20 protein-coding genes are annotated in these 20,471 nt (G+C 69.7%); 10 read left to right on the top strand and 10 right to left on the bottom strand.

All coding sequences use genetic code 11. The annotated features are described in order from the left end of the window. Window positions 1-33 precede the first annotated feature (33 nt). Entirely contained in the window at window positions 34-342 is a 309-nt protein-coding gene (locus tag DYE07_RS14500; RefSeq protein WP_062256523.1) for a hypothetical protein, read from the top strand. A 199-nt stretch (window positions 343-541) separates the two neighbouring features. On the opposite strand, the gene DYE07_RS06990 is transcribed toward DYE07_RS14500, so the two are convergent. The 3 genes from DYE07_RS06990 to DYE07_RS06980 all read right to left on the bottom strand — a co-directional run bounded on the left by DYE07_RS06990 (window position 542) and on the right by DYE07_RS06980 (window position 3,495). Next, window positions 542-1,210, bottom strand: a complete 669-nt coding sequence (locus DYE07_RS06990) for a DUF1989 domain-containing protein (RefSeq protein ID WP_006946721.1) — start codon at window positions 1,208-1,210, stop codon at window positions 542-544. Next, on the bottom strand, window positions 1,203-2,636 hold the full coding sequence (gene gntA / locus DYE07_RS06985; protein ID WP_115296627.1) for a guanitoxin biosynthesis heme-dependent pre-guanitoxin N-hydroxylase GntA: 1,434 nt from the start codon (window positions 2,634-2,636) through the stop codon (window positions 1,203-1,205). Before gntA ends, DYE07_RS06990 begins: the two co-directional genes overlap by 8 nt. 163 nt (window positions 2,637-2,799) lie before the next feature. Continuing rightward, window positions 2,800-3,495, bottom strand: a complete 696-nt coding sequence (locus tag DYE07_RS06980; RefSeq protein ID WP_006946720.1) for a LuxR C-terminal-related transcriptional regulator — start codon at window positions 3,493-3,495, stop codon at window positions 2,800-2,802. A gap of 149 nt (window positions 3,496-3,644) precedes the next feature. Between DYE07_RS06980 and DYE07_RS06975 the strand changes: the two genes are divergently transcribed. The 5 genes from DYE07_RS06975 (at window position 3,645) to DYE07_RS06955 (ending at window position 9,425) form a co-directional block, all read left to right on the top strand. Beyond that, window positions 3,645-4,127: a hypothetical protein gene (locus tag DYE07_RS06975; protein ID WP_115296626.1), complete on the top strand. Its 483-nt coding sequence runs from the start codon at window positions 3,645-3,647 to the stop codon at window positions 4,125-4,127. Window positions 4,128-4,375: 248 nt separating this feature from the next. Beyond that, window positions 4,376-5,806, top strand: coding sequence for a gamma-aminobutyraldehyde dehydrogenase (locus DYE07_RS06970; protein WP_115297107.1), 1,431 nt, complete (start codon window positions 4,376-4,378; stop codon window positions 5,804-5,806). An 18-nt stretch (window positions 5,807-5,824) separates the two neighbouring features. Further along, on the top strand, window positions 5,825-6,799 hold the full coding sequence (locus DYE07_RS06965; RefSeq protein ID WP_115296625.1) for a nitrilase-related carbon-nitrogen hydrolase: 975 nt from the start codon (window positions 5,825-5,827) through the stop codon (window positions 6,797-6,799). Between the two features lie 38 nt (window positions 6,800-6,837). After that, window positions 6,838-7,911 carry an agmatine deiminase family protein gene (locus DYE07_RS06960; protein WP_115297106.1) on the top strand — a complete coding sequence of 358 codons (1,074 nt, stop codon included), beginning with the start codon at window positions 6,838-6,840 and terminating at the stop codon, window positions 7,909-7,911. Next, on the top strand, window positions 7,908-9,425 hold the full coding sequence (locus tag DYE07_RS06955; RefSeq protein ID WP_115296624.1) for an APC family permease: 1,518 nt from the start codon (window positions 7,908-7,910) through the stop codon (window positions 9,423-9,425). The genes DYE07_RS06960 and DYE07_RS06955 overlap by 4 nt, the downstream gene beginning before the upstream one ends. Window positions 9,426-9,442: 17 nt before the next feature. Here the strand turns inward: DYE07_RS06955 and DYE07_RS06950 are convergent, their stop codons facing one another. Continuing rightward, the gene (locus tag DYE07_RS06950) at window positions 9,443-10,105 is read right to left on the bottom strand and encodes a TetR/AcrR family transcriptional regulator (protein WP_115296623.1); all 663 of its coding nucleotides are present in this window, start codon (window positions 10,103-10,105) and stop codon (window positions 9,443-9,445) included. 56 nt (window positions 10,106-10,161) lie between these two features. Between DYE07_RS06950 and DYE07_RS06945 the strand changes: the two genes are divergently transcribed. Next, a complete protein-coding gene (locus DYE07_RS06945; protein ID WP_115296622.1) occupies window positions 10,162-11,556 on the top strand; it encodes a flavin monoamine oxidase family protein in 1,395 nt (464 codons plus the stop codon). Further along, window positions 11,556-12,446: a universal stress protein gene (locus DYE07_RS06940; RefSeq protein ID WP_115296621.1), complete on the top strand. Its 891-nt coding sequence runs from the start codon at window positions 11,556-11,558 to the stop codon at window positions 12,444-12,446. Before DYE07_RS06945 ends, DYE07_RS06940 begins: the two co-directional genes overlap by 1 nt. An 89-nt stretch (window positions 12,447-12,535) precedes the next feature. On the opposite strand, the gene DYE07_RS06935 is transcribed toward DYE07_RS06940, so the two are convergent. From DYE07_RS06935 to DYE07_RS06910, 6 genes are all read right to left on the bottom strand, one after another. Further along, window positions 12,536-12,961 (bottom strand): alpha/beta hydrolase family protein, encoded by a 426-nt coding sequence (locus tag DYE07_RS06935; RefSeq protein ID WP_172462920.1) that lies wholly within the window; start codon window positions 12,959-12,961, stop codon window positions 12,536-12,538. Window positions 12,962-13,172: 211 nt separating this feature from the next. Then, window positions 13,173-13,334, bottom strand: coding sequence for a ubiquitin carboxyl-terminal hydrolase family protein (locus tag DYE07_RS15380; RefSeq protein ID WP_174897346.1), 162 nt, complete (start codon window positions 13,332-13,334; stop codon window positions 13,173-13,175). Between the two features lie 64 nt (window positions 13,335-13,398). Then, entirely contained in the window at window positions 13,399-14,052 is a 654-nt protein-coding gene (locus DYE07_RS06925; protein WP_237723956.1) for a HEAT repeat domain-containing protein, read from the bottom strand. 209 nt (window positions 14,053-14,261) lie between these two features. Next, window positions 14,262-15,458, bottom strand: coding sequence for a zinc-dependent alcohol dehydrogenase (locus DYE07_RS06920; protein WP_062256513.1), 1,197 nt, complete (start codon window positions 15,456-15,458; stop codon window positions 14,262-14,264). A 112-nt stretch (window positions 15,459-15,570) separates the two neighbouring features. Beyond that, the gene (locus DYE07_RS06915) at window positions 15,571-16,065 is read right to left on the bottom strand and encodes a pyridoxamine 5'-phosphate oxidase family protein (RefSeq protein WP_062256511.1); all 495 of its coding nucleotides are present in this window, start codon (window positions 16,063-16,065) and stop codon (window positions 15,571-15,573) included. A 78-nt stretch (window positions 16,066-16,143) separates the two neighbouring features. Then, window positions 16,144-17,154, bottom strand: a complete 1,011-nt coding sequence (locus tag DYE07_RS06910; protein WP_115296618.1) for an SDR family NAD(P)-dependent oxidoreductase — start codon at window positions 17,152-17,154, stop codon at window positions 16,144-16,146. A 246-nt stretch (window positions 17,155-17,400) separates the two neighbouring features. Between DYE07_RS06910 and DYE07_RS06905 the strand changes: the two genes are divergently transcribed. Both DYE07_RS06905 and DYE07_RS06900 read left to right on the top strand, forming a co-directional pair. Continuing rightward, on the top strand, window positions 17,401-19,482 hold the full coding sequence (locus tag DYE07_RS06905; protein ID WP_115296617.1) for a catalase: 2,082 nt from the start codon (window positions 17,401-17,403) through the stop codon (window positions 19,480-19,482). Beyond that, complete coding sequence (locus DYE07_RS06900; RefSeq protein WP_237723859.1) at window positions 19,479-20,465, top strand: acyl-CoA dehydrogenase family protein; 987 nt, start codon at window positions 19,479-19,481, stop codon at window positions 20,463-20,465. The genes DYE07_RS06905 and DYE07_RS06900 overlap by 4 nt, the downstream gene beginning before the upstream one ends. The last annotated feature ends 6 nt before the right edge of the window (window positions 20,466-20,471 follow it).

The raw sequence follows: 20,471 nt of genomic DNA, 5'->3' as shown, positions 1-20,471 counted from the left end.
CGGAGGCCCCGTCGAGCACGCACAAAGGGACGGTTGCGTCGTACATCACAGGGCAAGAGCTACGCGTTGACGGGCGGCACCGGCGTCGCGGGCTCCGGTACAGCCGGCACGCCGAACGGCGGCTGCAGTGGTCCTGCCAGTTCAACAGCCCAGGTCTGCAACACGTACATCGGCATCTCACTCACGAACTCCTCCGGCACGAGCAGCGCCAACCCGGCCTCCGTGTCGCTCAGTTACCTCGTGACTGTCGACGGCTACGGCACGACAACCGTGACGCTCAACGTCGCGTCCTTCATCAAGGACGGCACCAAATGGGCGGGGTCGGGCGTCACGTTCTGCTGACCATCGGAGCGCCGTGTCGGCTCACAACGCCTCCCCACCCAAGGATGGTGTGTCATGAACGCGCGCTATTTCGCGCTTTCGTGACACAACATGGGCCGTCTCGATGCTCATTCTGCTCGGAGCGCCTGAGCCCCGACGGGGCCTGAACGGCCGCCTGTTTCGCCACTTTCGCTGACAGGACCGGTGCGACGTCAGCGCCTCAGCGCACCCGGTAGTCGATGGGTTTGCAGACGCCGGCGTTCGATTTCTCGGCCGAGCAGGCCGTCAGCCCGACGAACAGGTCGGCTTCGGCGCGGATGGCGAAGACGTCGCCCGCCTGCGTCGGCGGCGGGTCGATGTGCAGTTCACCGTCGGGGCTCGTCCACACGTCCATGAAGATGTTGAGCGTCGTGCCGATGTGGTCGGGCGCGACGCCGACGGGTTCGAGCGCGCCGCACAGGTTCGCGAAGCAACTCGGGTGCGGGGCGCCGTCGAACTCGGGGTAGAGGATGTCGAACGTCTGCTGGCTGCACGGCGTCACCGTCATGTCGTGGATGCCCACCGAGTCCGCGACGATCGTCGCCATGACGCTGCTGCGGTTGCTCCACAACCGGTGCCCCGTCGATGGGTACAACGTGTTGTTGTAGTCGACGGTGCGCCCCGCCGAGAAGCACTCGGCGATGTCGTCCTGCATGACGGCGTAGAAGTCGCTCACCTGCTCACCACACGGGTCGACGACCTCGAGCACCTGACCGGCCGCCAGCGGCACGAGCACCCCCGTCTGCGGGGCGATGCGCGACCAACCGTCGGCGGGAGCTTCGGGGCCGCCCGCGTACGGCGGCCGCGGCGTCGGCGGGTGGGGGGAGCGCGGGCGTCGCGGGTCAGTCATCAGGATTCTCCTTCGAAGGGTGCGCGGTGAACGGGGCACGCCAGTCGTCCTCCACGTGCCGCCCAGAGTACTGACGCGCCTCCGACGAGCGTCCATGATCGGTGACGACCGGATTGATCGAACCCTGCAACGCAGCATCGCGGCGGCGGATCGCGTCGCGCATCCGGTCGAAGCCGCCGTCAGCTCGCAGCTGCTCGAACTGATCGTGCAGGTTGAACACGACCGTCGTCAGCGGAGCACGGCGCGCGATGCGCGAGGCCTGCGGATGCAGCCCGACGAGGAAGAACGGCACGCCGCCGAGGCTGAAACTGAAGTGCGGTGACGTCGTGTCGGGCGACACGCGCTCGGCCCACGGCGCGTCGTCACGATCGTGCAATCGCTGCAGCATGCCCCACAGGAGGTTCTCAAACTCCCGCTCGTCGCCCACCCGCGGGCGACGGAAGACGGCGATGAACGAGCCGAACTCGCGCGGGCCACGCTCGATCGCGGCGAAGTCGGCCAGCTCAGCGCTGAGCGTCGAGAGACACGCGTCATCGGTCATGTCGTCGAAGACGCGGACGAGCGCGCCGTCGCGTTTCAGCGCCGAACGCGCTCCGAGGCACGGAAACCGAGGGTGCTCGATCATCGCGCCGATGACGTCGCGGATGGCTGCCTCGTCCGCGCCCTCGAGGCCCGCGTCGGCTTGTTCGGCGAGCCAGTCGGCGAGGTCAGGGGCCTGCGACTCGTCGTCATCGGTTGGGTGCGTCGACGAGCCGGATGATGAGGTGGGTGCCGCAGCTGGCGGCCAGTGATCGTCAGACACATGACCACCGTAGCCGCGCGCCAGACCCCACAACACGGCTTGAGGGCGCGTCTGCACGTCCATCGCGCGGTAGGCGCCTCTGATGTGCGACTTGACGCTGTTGACGCTCAGGTGCAGGCGCTCGGCGATCTGCGCGTTCGGCATGCCCGAGCAGATGAGATCGACGATCTGCGCCTGACGTGCGGTCAGCCCGTCGGAGGGGACGGTCGGCCGCGCGTCCGTGGGGGAGGGTCGAAGCACCGCGGGGCGGACGATTCGGCCCGCGACCACGTCATCGACCCCGGCGCGCAGATCGGCGGCGCTCGCCGACCGTCCGACGACTCCCGACGCGCCGCGCGCGAGGAGCCGGCTGATGGCGGCCTCGTCGGTGTGCAGCGACGACACGAGCAGCTTCGTCGTCGGGTTCGCGGCGTGCAGCGCGCGTAGTTGATCCCAGGCGTTGCGGTTGGGTTCGTTCCACTCGAGCACGGCCACGTCGGCATCGAGCGCGAGATCCTCGGCGCGCAGGCCCGGGCCACGCACGAGCACGAGGCGTGTCGCGACGCCGAACGCGTCGAGAGCCGCCATCGCGCCGCATCCGAACAGCTCGCTACGTGCGACAACGGCGACGGTGAGGCGGGGCACAGCTCTCCTTCGAGCGATCCGACGATCAAGGGTCGTGAGGTGTCGGTGGTGATGAGAAGTGTTGTCGCTCACCGTGTTTCGCGCCACACCCGCAAGGAGGTGAAGCGTCGGCTGCCTGATGGACCGCCGTTGCGCGGCGCCATGCTGGAAAGTGGTGAGCGCGTCAGGGCCGGCCGTCGACGTGCAGTCCGCGGGCGACGCCCCACAGCACCGCCTCGCTGCGGGAGGCGACGCCCATGGTGCGGTAGGCGGAGCGGATGTAGCTCTTGAGCGTGTTGAGGGAGACGTTGAGTTCGTGCGCGATCGCGCCGTTGGGCAGGCCGCGGCAGATGAGCGTGACGGCCTGCGCCTCTCGCTCGGTGAGCCCCTCGGCGCGCCCGGGCCACCAGTCGTCACCCAGCTCGACGGGGAACGCGGGGTCGACGACGCGCTCGCCGCGGGCGACGCGTTCGAGTGCGGTGACGAGCTCGTCGGCCGTCGCGTGCTTCGTCAGCACGCCCGCGACGCCGAAGTCGGTGAGCGCACCGACGTGCGCCTGCGGAGGGTCGTTGGTGTAGACGACGAGGCGCGCGACGGCGGCTGTGTCGCGCAGGCGCGCCAGCGTCGCCCACCCCGGCTCGGGGGCGGCGAAGCAGTCGAAGAGCGCGACGTCGGTGGGTTCGGTGGGCACGCCGCGGCTGCACGTCGCCTCGACGCGTGCGGCGTAGGGCGCGAGCAGTGCCTGAAAACCGGCCATGACGAGGGCGTCGTCGTCGACGAGGGTGACGCGCAGTGCGCGGGGTGCGGGCGTGCCCCTCGACTCCTCACCCGTCGCCAGACGGAGGTGTGCGGCTCCATCCGGGCTCGGGTGGGACGACATGGGGATACCTTGCCAACATGTTGCGACACAAGGAAATCAACCATGACGAACTTCCGACATCCACCGTGTTGCGTCGGGCTGGTCGCGCGCACGGTGACCTCCTAGGCTGACGGTGACACCCGTTCTCGCAGACCTGCAGGAGGTCGATCATGGAATCGCGCGACAAGTTCGTCACCAGCTACGTCGCTCATCACTGGGCCGCATCGAAGGGTGGGCTCGACCTGTTCGAGCGCGCGTCGCGCTCGCAGAGTTCGGCGCGCACGCGGAAGGTGCTCGCGACGCTGACGCAGGAGATCGCCGAGGACCGCGCACGCCTGCGCGTCATGGCCGACGCGCTCGGGGTGGGTGAGGCGCGGCTCGCGCAGCTCGCGCTGAGCGTCGGCGAGACCGTCAGCCGCGTGAAACTCAACGGCCGTTTCGTGCGCCGCTCGCCGCTGAGCGACGTGCTCGAACTCGAGGCGCTGCTGGCGGCCGTTCGTGGCAAGCGGGCCGGCTGGGAGGGCATGCGCGTGCTCGCGATCAACGATGCGCGCATCGACGTCGCCGAACTCGACGACCTCATCGTGCGCGCCGACAGCCAGATCGAACGCCTCGTCGCCGCTCATGCCGAAGCGGCCGCGACGCTGCGCTGAGCTCAGCTGCGCTCGGCTGGCGAGCCGCCTGACGAGTCGCCCAGACGGACCGCTCCGGCGGTCCGCGGCCGGCTCGCCTTGACGCGCCTCGAGGTCGGCCGCCCACGTCGGTCGAGGGTGTCCGCCATGTGAGGCGCCCCTCCCGAGATGCTTTCGTGGGCGCCGCCTGCGTGCTAATAATGAACGAAAGTCATTTAAGTGTGGCGCTCACCACAGCGCTTACCGCCGCGACATCCGAGGAGAAGCTCATGAGCACCCTGCTGCGCAACGTCATCGACGGCGGGGCCGTCGACGCCCACGGCGAGGGCCGACTGGACGTCGTCGACCCCAGCACCGGCCAGGTCGTCGCGACGTCACCGATCAGTGACGCCCAGGACGTCAACGCCGCGTTCGACGCCGCCCAGAAGGCCGCGAAGACCTTCAATCGCACGACGCCGGGGGAGCGTCAGACCATGCTGCTCAAGTTCGCGGACGCTCTCAAGGCGAACCTCGACGAGCTCGTCGAGGCGCAGCACCGCAACACCGGTCAGCCGCGGAAGCAGATCGCCGATGAGGAGGTGACGACGGGAGCCGACCACATCCGCTTCTTCGCCGGCGCGGCGCGCACGCTCGAGGGCAAGGCCGCCGGTGAGTACTTCGGCGGGCACACCTCGTACGTGCGCCGCGAGCCCGTCGGCGTCGTCGCGCAGGTCACGCCCTGGAACTACCCGATCCTCATGGCGTTGTGGAAGCTCGGCCCGGCGCTCGCGGCGGGCAACACCGTCGTCCTCAAGCCGTCGGATACGACGCCCGAGTCGACGCTCGTGCTCGCCCGTATGTGCACCGAGGTGTTCGGGGCCGGGGTCGTCAACGTCGTCCTCGGCGACGCCTCGACCGGGCAGCTGCTGACCGAGCACCGCACGCCCGGCATGGTCTCCATTACCGGTTCGGTGCGGGCCGGCCGCGCTGTCGCGCGCAGTGCCGCCGATGGCCTGAAGCGCGCGCACCTCGAGCTCGGCGGCAAGGCCCCGGCGCTCGTCTTCGCCGACGCCGACCTGCCCGCGACGGCGAAGGCGCTCGTCGAGTTCGGCACGTTCAACGCCGGCCAGGACTGCACGGCCGTCACCCGCATCCTCGTCGAGCAGGGCGCGCACGACGACCTCGTCAGCCTGCTCGTCGAAGCTGCGCAGGCCACCGTCACCGGCGCCGACGACGAGACGCAGAACGCCTACGGCCCGCTCAACAATGCGCGTCACTTCGCCGACGTCACGACCAAGCTTGACGCGCTGCCCGAGCACGCGCGCGTCCTCACCGGCGGCCGTCCGATGGAGCGCGACGGGTTCTACTTCCCGCCGACCATCGTCGACGGTGTGCGTCAGGACGACGACATCGTGCAGCAGGAGACCTTCGGCCCCGTCCTCACCGTGCAGACCTTCACCGACGAGGCCGAGGCGATCGAGCTCGCCAACGACGTCGAGTACGCGCTCGCCTCGAGCGTGTGGACGAGCGATCACGGCACGGCGATGCGCGTCAGCCGCGACCTCGACTTCGGCTGCGTCTGGGTGAACACGCACGTGCTGCTCACCCCGGAGATGCCCCACGGCGGGTTCAAGTCGAGCGGGTACGGCAAGGACCTGTCGCTGTACTCGGTCGAGGAGTACACCCGCGTCAAGCACGTCATGCACGCCCTGGACGCCTGAGAGGCCGCGAGGATCACCATGCGCATCATCACATCGCTCGGGGCGCCGCGACCCCTGTCACGCACAGCCGAGGACGCCGCCGCCCCCGCCCGTGAGCCCGTCAGGGTCGCCCTCGTGCAACACCACTGGCGCGGCGACGCCGACTCTACGGCCGCCGAGCTCGCCGACGGCATCGCCGCGGCCGCCGCGCAGGGCGCTCGATTCGTGGCGCTGCCCGAGCTGTCGCTCATGCGCTACCCGGCGGACACACTGCCGGAGGGTGACGCCGCCGCGGCCGCCGAAGATCTCGCGGACGGCCCGACGGCTCGTTTCGCCGCGGAGCAGGCGCGTCGTCACGGCATCTTCGTCCATGCCTCGATGTTCCGCCGCGACGCCGTCGGTGATTCGCTCGGCACGAACACGGCCGTGCTCATGGCGCCCGACGGCACACGCGTCGGCGCGACCGACAAGCTGCACATCCCCGTCACCGAGGGCTACTACGAGGACCACTACTTCCGGGCGGCACAGCCCGACGAACCCTACCCGGTGCACGAACCGTCAGAGCTCGGAATGCGTGTCGGGTTGCCGACGTGCTGGGACGAGTGGTTTCCCGAACTCGCGCGCCTGTACTCGCTGGCGGGCGCCGACCTGCTCGTCTATCCGACGGCGATCGGTTCCGAACCGGGCTTCCCCGACTTCGACACCGAGCCGCTGTGGCGGCAGGTCATCGTCGGCAACGCCATCGCGAACGGCCTGTTCATGATGGTGCCGAACCGTTGGGGTGACGAGGGGACGCTGACGTTCTACGGCAGTTCGTTCATCTGCGACCCCTACGGGCGGGTCCTCGTGCGCGCACCGCGCGACGAGTCGGCCGTGCTCGTCGCGGACGTCGATCTCGATCAGCGACGTGACTGGCTGCAGCTGTTCCCGTTCCTGCGCACGCGGCGTCCCGAGACGTACGGCGCCCTCGTCGAACCCGTCAACGCCGACGACGCGTTGGGGCAGGCGCGGTGACTCGGCGCGACGCCTCGAACGAGGCCGTCTGCTGGCGCATGCCCGCGGAATGGAGCCCGCAGGAGCGGATCTGGATGGCCTTCCCGCACCAGGGCTACACCCTCGGCGAGACGCCCGCGGACGCCGAACGCGCGCGTGCGGCGTGGGCCGCGGTGGCGGCAGCGTGCGCCGAGTTCGAACCCGTGACGATGGTCGTCGACCCTGCCGACGTCGGGCACGCCGAACGTCATCTCGCGGGCCACGCACGCGACGGCGCTCGCATCGACATCGTCACCACCGCGCTCGACGACGCGTGGATGCGCGACATGGGCCCGACGTTCGTCCTCGACGCCCGTGGCCGGCTCGGCGCCGTCGACTGGGTCTTCAACGGCTGGGGCGCTCAGGACTGGGCGACGTGGAAGCACGACGAGGACGTCGGCGCCTTCGTCGCGCAACGCGCCGGAGCCCAGCTCGTGTCGAGCCCGCTCGTCAACGAAGGCGGTGGCTTCCATGTCGACGGCGAGGGGACGGCTCTCGCGACGCGCAGCGTCCAGCTCGACCCGCACCGCAATCCAGGCCTCGTCGAGCGCGACGTCGAGGACGAGTTCCGTCGCGTGCTCGGCGTCGAGAAGGTCATCTGGCTCGATCGTGGCCTGACGCGTGACGCGCAGGAGTTCGGTACGCGCGGCCACGTCGACATCGTCGCGACGTTCAGCGAACCGGGCGTCGTCCTCGTCCACGACCAGCAGGACGCGCGCCACCCCGACCATGCCATCAGCGCCGAGGTCGTCGAGACGCTGTCCCAGGCCGTCGACGCATGCGGCCGCCGATTACGGGTCGAATGCGTCCCCGCGCCCACACAACTGCGTGACGACGAGGGCTGGGTGGACTTCAGCTACATCAACCACCTCGTCGTCGACGGCGGCGTCATCGCCTGCCGATTCGCCGACGCCGACGACGAGGAGTCGCCCGCAGCACGCGCGGACGCCGCAGCCGTCGCCGTCCTCGAACGTGCCTACCCGGGACGCCGCGTCGTCACCGTCGATGCCCGCGAGATCTTCGTGCGCGGCGGCGGCATCCACTGCATCACGCAGCAGCAACCGTCGACCCCGACCGATGAGGATGACCGATGACCGCCGAAGCGCCCATCGAGGACAAGGGCCTCAAGAGCGGCAGCCTGGGGCTGCTCGCCGTCATCGCCATCGGCATCAGCACGATCGCGCCTGCGTACGCGATGACGTCGAGTCTTGGCCCGACGGCCCTCGAGGTCGGCAAGCAGGTGCCGGCCGTCCTGTTGCTCGGGTTCATCCCGATGTTCTTCGTCGCGATGGGCTACAAGGAGCTGAACGACGAGATGCCGGACAGCGGCACGACGTTCACGTGGGCATCGCGCGCGTTCGGCCCGTACGTCGGTTGGATGGGCGGTTGGGGTTTCCTCGCGGCCAACATCATCGTGCTGTCGAACCTCGCGGGGGTGGCCGTCGACTTCTTCTACGCCTTCCTCGGGCAGGTCTTCTCCGGCCCTCACCTCGCCGACCTGGCCGGCAACACCCTCGTCAACGTCGTGACGTGCCTGGCGTTCATGGGCATCTCGACGTGGCTGTGCCTGCGCGGGGTGGAGACGACGAAGTGGGTGCAATACGTGCTGCTCGGCTTCCAACTCGTCGTCCTGCTCGTCTACGCGGGGATGGCGATCTACCGCGCCGCCGAGCACGGCTTCCCCGCCGGGCAGGCCGACCTGTCGTGGTTCGACCCGCTGCAGATCACCGACTTCGGTGCCTTCAGCACCGCGATGAGCCTGTCGATCTTCCTGTTCTGGGGTTGGGATCTGTGCCTGACCCTGAGCGAGGAGACGAAGGGCGGCGGACGCACCGCGGGCTGGGGCGCGACCATCACGGCCCTGTCCGTCCTCGCCGTCTACCTCCTGCTCGCCGTTGCGACGATCATGTTCTCGGGCACCGGCGACACCGGCAACGGCCTCGCCAACCCCGACAACGCGGAGAACGTCTTCCTCAACCTGTCCGGCCCCGTCATGGGCCCGCTCGCGTTCCTGTTGACGCTGTCGGTGCTCTCCTCGAGCGCCTCGTCGCTGCAGGCGACCATGGGCGGCCCCTCGCGCGCCCTGTTCGCGATGTCGTACTACAAGGCGCTGCCTCCGGCACTGCAGCGACTCAACCTCAGCCGCGGCACCCCGTCGGCCGGCATCCTGACGTCGGCGCTCGTCTCCGGCGGGTTCTACGTCGTCATGCGCCTCATCTCCCAGAACGTCCTCAACGACACGATCACGGCGCTCGGCATGATGGTGTGCTTTTACTACGCGGTGACGGCGTTCGCGTGCGTCTGGTACTTCAGGCGCCGCGCACACGGCCTGCGCGCGCGGTTGATGCGCACGATCCTGCCGCTGCTCGGCGGGGTGGCGCTCGCGGTCGTGTTCTTCGAGACGACCGTCGAGAGCTGGAACCCGGCATTCGGCTCCGGCTCCTCGCTCGGCGGCGTCGGCCTCGTCTTCGTCATCGGTGTCGGCATTCTCGCGCTCGGGCTGCTCGTCATGCTCGCGGTGCGAGCGCGCTACCCGCAGTTCTTCCGCGAGGGCCTCACGTGGAGCGGACGCGACGCCGCGGCATCCCTCGACGAGGCGACGTCATGACGATCGCCGGCGGGCCCTCAGCCCCGCCGCGAGGCCAACCCGTCGAGCAGCGCGACGAGCCCGAGTTCGAACGCCGCGTCGGCGGCCTCGCGCCCCACCCCGTGACGCGCGGCGCGCGCATTGACGGCGCTCGCGATGCTCGGAGCCTCGTCGGAGGCGCTGCGCGCGTCGAAGATGTCGGCGGGCGCGCCGACGTCGAGGGCGGCGCCGAAGACGAACGCCTCCACCGCGACGACGACGTTGAGCACGTCCGCGACGTCCCACCCACCCGCGACGAGACCGCGGGCGACGGCCTCGTACATCGCGGCCGTGCGCGGGGCGTCCGCGATGGGTTGCGTCGCCATGAGCGGCACGAGCTGGGGGTAGGGCGCGTACGCCTCACGGTACGAGCGCGCCCACGCGGCCATCGCCGTACGCCAGTCGGCGCTCGCGAAGGCGCTCGTGTCGATCGTCGCGTTGATCGCGTCCTGCATCCACACGAACAGCGTGGCCTTCGAGGCGGCATGGTTGTAGAGCGCCGACTTCGACACCGCGAGATCGCGTGCGAGTGCATCGACCGTCAGGGCGCGGTGGCCGCGGCGTTCCGCCAGCTGCAGGGCCGCCCGCGTGATGCGATCCCGCGTCAGCACCGGAGCCTGCGGGCGCCCGCGCCGCCTGCGCGCGTCGCCGTCCGTCACCACCGTCGCCCCCTGCCATCGATCACCGCACTGAGTCTAAGAGAAAGAACAGAGAGCCGATGAACACGGTAGAAACCGAACGACCCACCCTGCACGCCGACGTCTGCATCGTCGGGGCGGGCCCCGCCGGGCTGACGGCCGCCCGCCGCCTCACGCAGGCCGGCAAGCGCGTCGTCGTCCTCGAGGCACGCGACCGCGTCGGCGGCCGCACCTGGTCCGACACGATCGACGGCGCGTTCCTCGAGATCGGCGGCCAGTGGGTCTCACCCGATCAGACGGCGCTCATCGCGCTGCTCGACGAGCTGGGCCTCGAGACGTTCACTCGCTACCGCCAGGGCAAGAACGTCTACCTCGCCCCCGACGGGCGCCGCGAGCTCTACACAGGCGACATGTTCCCCGCCGGGGAGAAAGTCGAGGCCGAGATCGAGCGCCTCACCGGCATCCTCGACGACCTCGCCGCCGAGATCGGCGCCGAGGAGCCCTGGGCGCACCCCAAGGCGCGCGAACTCGACACGATCTCCTTCCACCACTGGTTGCGCGAGCAGTCCGACGACGAGGAGGCGTGCGACAACATCGGCATCTTCATCGCCGGCGGCATGCTGACGAAGCCCGCACACGCGTTCTCCGCGCTGCAGGCGGTGCTGATGGCGGCGTCCGCCGGGTCGTTCTCGAACCTCGTCGACGACACCTTCATCCTCGACAAGCGCGTCGTCGGCGGCATGCAGTCCGTCTCCGAGAGGATGGCGCGCGAGCTCGGCGACGACGTCGTCAAGCTCGGCCAGCCGGTGCGCACCATCCGCTGGAACGCGGACGACGCGGCGGCGGGCGCGGGCGTCATCAGTGACGGTCTCGTCGTCGAGGCGAAGGACGTCATCCTCGCCGTACCGCCGAACCTGTACTCGCGCATCAGCTATGAACCGCCGATGCCGCGCCTGCAGCACCAGATGCACCAGCACCAGTCGTTGGGTCTCGTCATCAAGGTGCACGCCGTGTACGAGACGCCGTTCTGGCGCGAGAAAGGCCTGTCGGGCACCGGGTTCGGCGCCGAGGAACTGAACCAGGAGGTGTACGACAACACCAACCACGGTGACGAGCGCGGCACCCTCGTCGGGTTCGTCTCCGACGAGAAGGCCGACGAGGTGTTCCGCCTCAGCGCGCAGGAGCGCAAGGAACGCATCCTGCGCTCGCTCGCGAACTACCTCGGCGACGAGGCGCTCGAGCCGGTCGTCTACTACGAATCCGACTTCGGCTCCGAGGAATGGACGCGCGGGGCCTACGCCGCGAGCTACGACCTCGGCGGCCTGCACCGCTGGGGCCCCTACCAGCACGACGCCGTCGGGCCGATGCGTTTCGCGTGCTCCGACATCGCCGCGGAGGGCTACCAGCACGTCGACGGCGCCGTCCGGATGGGGGAGCGCGTCGCCCGCCAGATCCTCGAGGGTGACGGTTCGTGATGATCCGCTACCTCGTCGCGTGGGGCGGCGACGCCCGATCCGGCGATGCGCTCGCGCTCGGCGTCGACCTCGCACGGACGTTCGGTGCGAGCCTCGACGTCGTGTACGTGCTGCACGAGGAGAGCGCCTTCGGCGTCCAGCATCCGGGTGAACGGGCCTTCCGTGATCGCGTCGAGGACCAGGCACGCACCAAGCTGACCGCAGCTCTCGCGGCGGTGCCCGATGGCGTGGACGCGCAGGTTCACGTGCGCCGCTCGACGTCGGTGACGCGCGGCATCCTCGACGCCGTCGACGAGCTGGGCGCGGCGTTGCTCGTCATCGGCGCCGGCGCGGGCCCGGGCAACCGGTTCGTCGCGAACCCCGTCGCGGGTGCGCTGCTGCACGCCTCGAGCGTGCCGGTCGCGATGGCGCCGCGACGCTACCGCCGCGCGGAACGGGGCCCGCTCGACGAACTCGTCGTCGCCGTCGGAACCCGCCCAGGCGCGCAACTCGTCATCGACGAGGCCGTCGCCGGCGCGTCCAGGGTCGGGTTGCCGATGCGGCTCATCTCGCTCGTCGATCGCGACGGTCGCAGCCGCGGCGCGGCGAAGGACGAGGCTGACGCCGCCCGCACGCTTCTCGACGAGCTGCGCGCGGGGCTGGGCTCTGGTTCTCGTCCTGGTGACGCGGGTGGCGGGCTCGCGGGGGCTGATCTCGACGTGCGCGTCGACGTCGGTGAGGGCCGCACACTGAAGAAGGCCATTAGCCGCATCGATTGGGCGCCCCGCAGCGCCCTCATGGTGGGCTCGTCGCGCCTGGCGCAGAGGCGTCAGACGTTCCTCGGCACGACGGCCACCCGGTTGCTCGCGCACCTGCCGGTGCCGATGATCGTCGTCCCTCGCCCCGAGTGACGCGTGACGAGTGACTCGCCCCGCATGACGCGCGCGGCGGGGCGCCCGTCGTCGGACACCCCGCCGTCAGCGAGTCATGTGTCAGCGAGTCACTTCATGTGCGCGTCGAACCACGCGATGAGCTCCTCCGGGTGGTCGCCGAAGTAGTTGTAGGCGTGGAAGCGCTGGTTCGAGTCCTCGATCCAGAACAGTTCCTTGTCGTCGGCGCCGAGGGCGTCGAAGATCTCCTGCCCGTCCTGCTCGGCGTGGATGAGGAAGTCGCGCTTCAGCTGCGCCATGAACGTCGGCACCGTCACGGCGTGCGCGTGCGGGCGCGGCATCTCCTCGTCGAGGCGGAAACCGGTCAGCTCACGGATGCGGACGTCGAGACGCTCGGCCGGGTCCATCTTCGCGAGCTCGGCGCCTTTCTCGATGAAGGTGCGGCCGCTGATGACGTTGAGCACGCCGAGTGCCTTGATGTCGGGGAACTCTTCGGGGTAAGGGTCCATCGCGGTGATCGTCGAGTTGCCGCCCATGCAGCGACTCCAAGTCCGAGCGTCATCTCCGGCCAGCGCTGCTTGGCGTAGCGCACCGAACCGACGACGTCGCCGCACTCGACAAGGCCGAGACCCGACGTGCCGGCCGGGGTCGGCGGCGCAAGCTGCGGGCCGTCACCCATCTCACGGGTTTCGTAGTCGTAGAACCACGTCTCGCCCGGCTTGAAGCTCTGGACGACGCGGTGGCCCGTCAACGCGTGGCCCGTCGAGGCGTCGTGCGCGAGTCGCAGCAGCCGCCATGCCCGCACAGCGCGCAGCGACGCAAGTGCCCCCACCAACCGCCGCTCGCCTCGCACTCGACGCAGCCCATGCCGCTCGGGGCGGCGGTGACGTCGATCTGGTGGTTGTTCATGGGCTCAGGCAACGTCGCCACCAACCCGTCGCGTCCGGGCCGGTGGCGCCCGGCCCCGTGCCGCTCAGGCCCCAGGCCCGCCGAGGGCAACGATGCGCTTGGCTTCCTCGACGGCGCCGTCGAACGCGAGCTCGGGGCGGGTGCGCAGCAGGTCGGTCGCGCGAGCATGTTCGGTGACGGCCGCGTCTTGGCTCCGGATTGCCGACCTGACCGCTGGGACGGCGGCGTCGCCGAGACCGAGCAATGCGACGCTCAACGCCATCTGCGTGCCGGCGTCACCACGGCCGAACTCCTTGACCAATTCGTCAGCGAGAGAGCCATGTTGACTCTCCGGGGCCAGTGCGGCGGCCGCGCGCCAGGCGGTGCGGGCGAGATCGTCGTCGGCGTCGTGCAGGAACTCGGGCGTGATCCAGGGCCATGCGCGCTCGTCGCCGACCTTCGACAGCACGTGCAACGCCTGCGTGCGCGCCTGGATGTTCTTCGACGCCAGCTCGTGCTGAACGCGCGGCAGGACGTCGTCAGCCGGCAGGCGCGTCAGCGCCCAGGCGAGGGTCTCGCGGACGAAGAAGTCGGGCTCGACGCCGCAGCGACGCACGAGCGTCTCCAGCAGGTCGGGATGCGGATGTGTGCCCGCCGCCATCGCGGCCTGCAACCGCACCGACTGATCCTGCACGTCGAGGGCGCGGGCGATGTTCGCGGCGTACTGCTCGGGCGTCATGCTCACTGCAGCGCCCGTCGCGCCCGCACTATTCCGCGCACCATTCCGGGCGGCGCCGCCTGGACGTAGAACGCACGATGGCGGGTAACTCACAGGTCGGCGCCTAACCGCGCGCCCACCCGTGAGTTACCCGCCATCCTGTGGTGGCCGGGCGGCCGGGTGGCCCAGCGTCTCGGTGGACGCCGACCCGATCCCAGGCCGTCAGCGCGTCAGGGCTTGAGGACTACCTTCTGGCAACCGTCCTGCTTCTTCTGGAACACGTCGTACATCGTCGCCGCCTCGTCGAGCCCGACGCGGTGCGTCGCGAGCTGCTCGACGCCGAACGGGTCGGCGTCGACGAGCACGTCGCGCAGCTCATCGGTCCACTGCTTGACGTGGCACTGGCCCATGCGCATCGCGATGCCCTTGTCGAACATCTGCATCATCGGCATCGGGTCGAGCGCGCCGCCGTAGACACCGGAGACGGAGACGGTGCCGCTGCGGCGGACGCTGTCGATCGCGGCGTGCAGCGCGGCGAGACGGTCGATGCCGGCCTTCTTCGCGAGCGGCTCCGAGATCGCCGACGGCAGCTTGCTCACGGCCGACAGGCCCGCAGCGGCAACCGGGTTGCCGTGTGCCTCCATGCCGACGGCGTCGACGACGCCGTCCGCACCGCGCCCGCCCGTCAGGTCGCGCACCGCGTCGCCGACGGCGCTGACCTGCGAGCCGTCGAGGTCGTCGAGGTTGATCGTGCGGGCGCCGCGGGCCTTCATGCGCTCGAGGCGCTCCGGCACGCGGTCGACGACGATGACGTCCTCGATCCCCAGGTACTGCGCGCTCGCGACGGCGAGCTGACCGACGGGGCCGGCGCCCATGACGGCGAGCGTGTCGCCGGGGCGCACGTTCGCCCATTGCACGCCCTGCCACGCGGTCGGCAGGATGTCGGACAGGTAGAGGTAGCGCTCGTCCTCGCCGGCCTCGGGCACCTTGATGGGGCCGAAATCGGCGTGCGGCACGCGGACGTAGTCCGCCTGGCCGCCGGGCACCGCACCATACAGGCTCGTGAAGCCGAACAGGCTCGCGCCGGTGCCCTGGTCGACGTTCTGCGTCGTCTCGCACTGCGCGAACAAGCCTCGGTTGCACATCCAGCAGTGGCCGCAGGAGATGTTGAACGGCACGACGACGCGGTCGCCGGGCTTGAGGTTCGTGACGCCCGAACCGACCTCCTCGACGATGCCCATGAACTCGTGGCCGAGGATGTCGCCCTTCGTCAGGAACGGCGCGAGGACGGTGTAGAGGTGCATGTCCGAACCGCAGATCGCGGTCGAGGTGACGCGCACGATCGCGTCGGTGGGCTCCTGGATGCTCGGGTCGGCGACCTGCTCGACCGAGACCTTGCCCTGGCCCTGCCAGGTGAGTGCTCGCATCAGTTTCTCCTCGAGAGGATCACCGCGACGTGCGGCGATCAGGTGGTGGGGATGGGGTGGTGGGGAGCGTGGTGCCGGGAGCCGCCGCGCGTCGGTTCGGCTCCCGGGTTCGTCACAGCTCGGTCGTGGCGCTCTGGCCCTTCGGACGCTCGCCGCTGACGCGCGCCTTGACGATGCTCGCGAGCGCGGAGGCCTTGCCGCCGGGCTGGCCCCAGAACTGCGCGGACTCGCTGACGACGCGGACGAGACCGAGGTCCGGGTCGTCCTTGCCGCCGTCGTACCACGCGGCGACGTCGTCGCCCCACAGCTCGTCGACCTTGGCGCGGTCGTCGACGAACTCGACGCGTCCCGCGACGGACAGCCACGAACCGAGGTGCGCGAACGACAGGTTGACCTGCGGGTTGCTCTGCAGCGCCTGCGCCTGCTCGGTGCCGAGGCCGACGAAGAACCACACGTCGGCGTCGTCCGTCACCTCCTGCGGCGTCATCGGGTGGCTGTGCAGGGCCCCGTCGACTGCGATCGAGGTGAGCATGACGAAGCGCTCACCACGCATGATCTCGACGACCTGCTCCTGCGAGATGTCGGACTTCGGGGTTCCAGCAGACATGGTGCGTGCCTTTCGTCGGGGGTCTGGGATGCTCGGGTGGTTGGGTTCAAATCTTCGGGTGGCGCGACCCGGGGCCGCTCAACCCTCGGGTTCGAGGTTGCTGCGCGACGCGCGATCACCGAGCGTCGTGAGGAGCTTGACGAATCGTCCGGCCTTCGGTGCGAGCTTCGATCCGGGGACAGGCGTCGTCGCACCGGGAACGGGCCCGGGCAGCGCACGCCCGACGAGGCCCATGACGCGCGTCGTCACGCCCGGCATGACGCCGTGGACGCGTGCGCCGAGCTTCGCGGCGGGCGTGAGGATGACGTACGGCTTGCCGGCGAGGACGCCGTCGACCATGCGTCGCGCGGCCTTCGTCGCGTCCATGCTGACGAACGGCAGCGACGCGGCGGGCGCAAACCACGCGTATTCGGCCTGCGCGTTGCCGTAGAACTGTGCGGCCGTGTGCGAACCGGTGCGCATCAACCCCGGGGCGATGACGGTGGCGCTCACGCCCGTGCGGGCGAGCGACGCGGCGAGGCCCTCGGTGTAGCCGACGGCCGCGAACTTCGCCGTCGAGTAGGCGAGCAGGTGCGGTGCGCTCAGCAGGCCGCCGATGGAGGTGACGACGCCGAAGCGCCCGCGCCCGCGTTCGCGCATGCCGGGGATGACGGCGTCGGAGAGGTTGATCGGCCCCCACGCCATGATGTTCATCGCGCCTTCGATGTGCTCGTGCGTCGTGTTCTCGGCCGGGCCGACCTCTATGACACCGGCGACGTGGATGGCGACGTCGATCGGGCCGTGCTCGCGCTCGACCTGGGCGACGGCTCGAGCCACCCCGTCGCGATCACTCACGTCCATGACGATCGTCGAGACGGCACTGCGCGCGTGGCCGTGGGAGACAAGCGTGTCGGCGGCCTTCGCCAGGGCGTCGGCGGAGCGAGATGCGAGGACGACGCGGTGCCCGGCGTCGGCGAGGGCGGTGGCGACGAGAAAACCCAGCCCGCGCGAGGCTCCCGCGACGAGTGCCAAGGGCTTCTCTGACGAAGCCGATACATTCTGGTTCGGCGAACTGACCGGGTGATCCGACTGGCTGCGCGACGTCTCCATGAGTTTCACCCTAGAGTCGATCCCTAATTTTTCCAATGGGTTTCGCCTCTCACACCGAGTCGTCACCCACGCGGGTGCCCGGCGGCTCATGTCCCGTCAGCGCCCTGGGCCTCGCTGCGATCCTTGTCCACATCTGCGATTTTCGTCCACATCCGTAGGGGCGTGGTGAGAGGGGGTGCGGTGGCCTTACTCTCCGACATAGGGTCGAGAGGCCATGATCGAACGACCACCAGCATGAGGAGAGCCATGAGCGACAACGAGCGCACCACGAGCCCCGACACGCGCGGCACCGGGGACGAGCTGCACCAGGGGGTGAGCGGTGGCAACGCCATGACGACGTCGCAGGGTATTCCGGTGACCGACGACCAGAACCAGCTGCGTGCGGGCGACCGCGGCCCGTCGCTGCTGCAGGACGCCGCGTTCCGCGACAAGATCATGCACTTCGACCACGAGCGCATCCCGGAGCGTGTTGTCCACGCCCGCGGCTACGGCGCGCATGGCGTGTTCGAGAGCTACGACGACCACAGCGACCTCACGGCCGCCTACCTGTTCGGCAAGAAGGGCCGTCAGACGGAGACGTTCGTTCGTTTCTCGACGGTCGCCGGCAACATGGGCTCCGCCGACCTCGCGCGCGACGTCCGTGGCTTCGCGACGAAGTTCTACACCGAGGAGGGCAACTGGGACCTCGTCGGCAACAACATCCCCGTCTTCTTCATCCAGGACGCGATCAAGTTCCCCGACCTCGTGCACTCGGTCAAGGAGGAGCAGGACCGCGGTTGGCCGCAGGCGGCGAGCGCGCACGACACGTTCTGGGACTTCATCTCCCTCATGCCCGAGTCGACGCACATGGCCCTGTGGGCGATGAGCGACCGCGCGATCCCGCGCAGCTTCCGCTTCATGGAGGGCTTCGGCATCCACACCTTCCGCTTCGTGACGGCCGACGGCAAGAGCTCGTTCGTCAAGTTCCACTGGAAGCCCGTGCAGGGCATGCAGTCGGTGGTCTGGAACGAGGCCGTCAAGATCAACGGCGCCGACGCCGACTTCCACCGTCGTGACCTGTGGAACGCGATCCAGAGCGGCGACTTCCCCGAGTACGAACTCGGTGTCCAGGTGTTCGACGACGCGTTCGCCGACAGCTTCGACTTCGACGTGCTCGACTCGACGAAGATCATCCCCGAGGAGATCGTCCCGATCCGCCCGCTCGGCAAGATGACGCTCAACCGCGTCGTCGACAACGTCTTCTCCGAGACGGAGCAGGTCGCGTTCATGACGCAGAACGTCGTGCCCGGCATCGACTTCACGAACGACCCGCTGCTGCAGGGCCGCAACTTCAGCTACCTCGACACGCAGCTGTCGCGCCTCGGCTCGACCAACCACACGCAGCTGCCCGTCAACGCGCCGAAGTGCCCCGTCGCGCACTTCCAGCGTGACGGTCACATGCAGTTCGCGCACCAGAGGGGCCGCGCCAACTACGAGCCGAACGGCTTCTCGGGTGACGACCGTGGCCCGCGCGCGCTGACGACGTTCCAGCCGGACACGTACCCGACGAAGGTCGAGGGTGAGGCGCGCCGTCTGCGTGCGGAGTCGTTCGCCGACCACTACAGCCAGGCCAACCAGTTCTGGAAGAGCCAGACGGAGGTCGAGCAGAAGCACATCGTCGACGCGTTCGCGTTCGAGCTCGGCAAGTGCGAGATCCCCGAGATCCGCACGCGCATGCTCGGCAACCTGCGCAACGTCGACGAGTCGCTCGCGCAGCGCGTCGCCGACGAGCTCGCGATGGAGCTGCCGGAGGCCTCGCCCGCGAAGGTGGCGCCGCGTCACGACCTGCCCGTCTCCGACGCGCTGAGCATCGTGAAGAACGGACCCGACAGCTTCGCCGGCCGCAAGATCGGCGTCGTCGTCAGCGAAGGAACCGACGCCGACCTGCTCGCCGCGGTGCGTTCGGCCGCCGAGGCCGAGGGCACGGTCGTCGAGATCGTCGCGAAGGCCGTCGGTGGCGTCACGCTGTCGAACGGCGAGAGGCTCGCCGCCGATCACGCCATCGCCGGTGCGCCGTCTGTGCTGTTCGACGCCGTCGCGCTGCTGCCGTCGGCTGACGGTGCGGCGACGCTCGGCAAGGTCGCTGAGGCTCGTGACTTCGTGACGGACGCCGTCGCGCACAACAAGTTCCTGGCCCTCGGCCCGGACGCGTCGGGTCTCATCGAAGCCGCGGGTGTGGCGTCGAAGAAGGACGACGGGTTCGTCGACGTCAGCGACGCGGCCGGCGCGAAGGGCTTCGTCGAGACGTGCCGTGCGCTGCGCTTCTGGAAGCGGGAGCTCTCCGCTTGAGCGAACCCTCTCGCGCGCTGCGCCGCCCCGATATCCCTGCTGGGGACATCGGGGCGGCGCTTGCCGCTGCCGGTGAATTCGCTTCCGCCGCAGCGGCGTTGGGCCGCGACAGCGCGGTGTATCTCGACACGCTCCGATCGCTCGGCGCCTCCGACCTGACGACGGCCCGCGTCATCGAACCGCACCTCGATGCGCTTGCGATCCTCGCCGAGGCGGGGGTTGCGCCGGGCGACGTGCTGCCCGGCGGTGGGGACGGCGCCTGGGGCGTGTTCGCGGCGCGGGCGCCGGGCCTCGCCGCGCGTCGCGAGGGTGATGGCTGGGTGCTCGACGGGGTGAAGCCGTGGTGCTCGCTCGGTGAGCAGTTGTCGCATGCGCTCGTGACGGCCGGTACGCCTGAAGGGCAGCGGTTGTTCGCCGTCGATCTCACGGACGCGCGGGTGGGTGGCGCCGAGGAGTCATGGGTGTCGCGTGGGCTCGCCGCGATCCGTTCGACGTCGCTGACGTTCGACGCGATGCCCGCGAAGCCCGTCGGGGAGCCAGGTTTCTACCTCGGTCGTGACGGTTTCGCGTGGGGTGGCATCGGTGTCGCCGCCGTCTGGGCGGGCGGCGTGGACGGCCTCGCCACAGCGGTTCGTGCGGCTGCGGGGCGGCGTGAACCCGATCAGATCGCGCTCATGCATCTGGGCCGGCTCGAGGTCATCACGTATCTGCTCGACGCGGTACTCGCCGACGCAGCCCGCGCGATCGACGGTGGAAACGCCTGCGGTGCAGCGGGTCTCGCGTTGTCGTCGCGCGTGCGAGCAGTCGTCGCCGATGCGGCGGAGCAGGCGCTGACGATCTGTGGCCACGCGCTCGGCCCCGGCCCGTTGACGAGCGACGAGACCCACGCGCGGCGCGTTGCCGACCTCGGTGTCTACGTGCGCCAGCACCATGCCGAACGCGACCTCGCCGCCATCGGCGCCGCCACGCTGGAGCGTCACTGATGCGCG

The organism is Dermacoccus nishinomiyaensis, assembly GCF_900447535.1.
Lineage (GTDB): Bacteria > Actinomycetota > Actinomycetes > Actinomycetales > Dermatophilaceae > Dermacoccus > Dermacoccus nishinomiyaensis.
The sequence above is the reverse complement of the archived record's forward strand: the minus strand, read 5'-3'. Positions and strand labels throughout refer to the sequence as shown.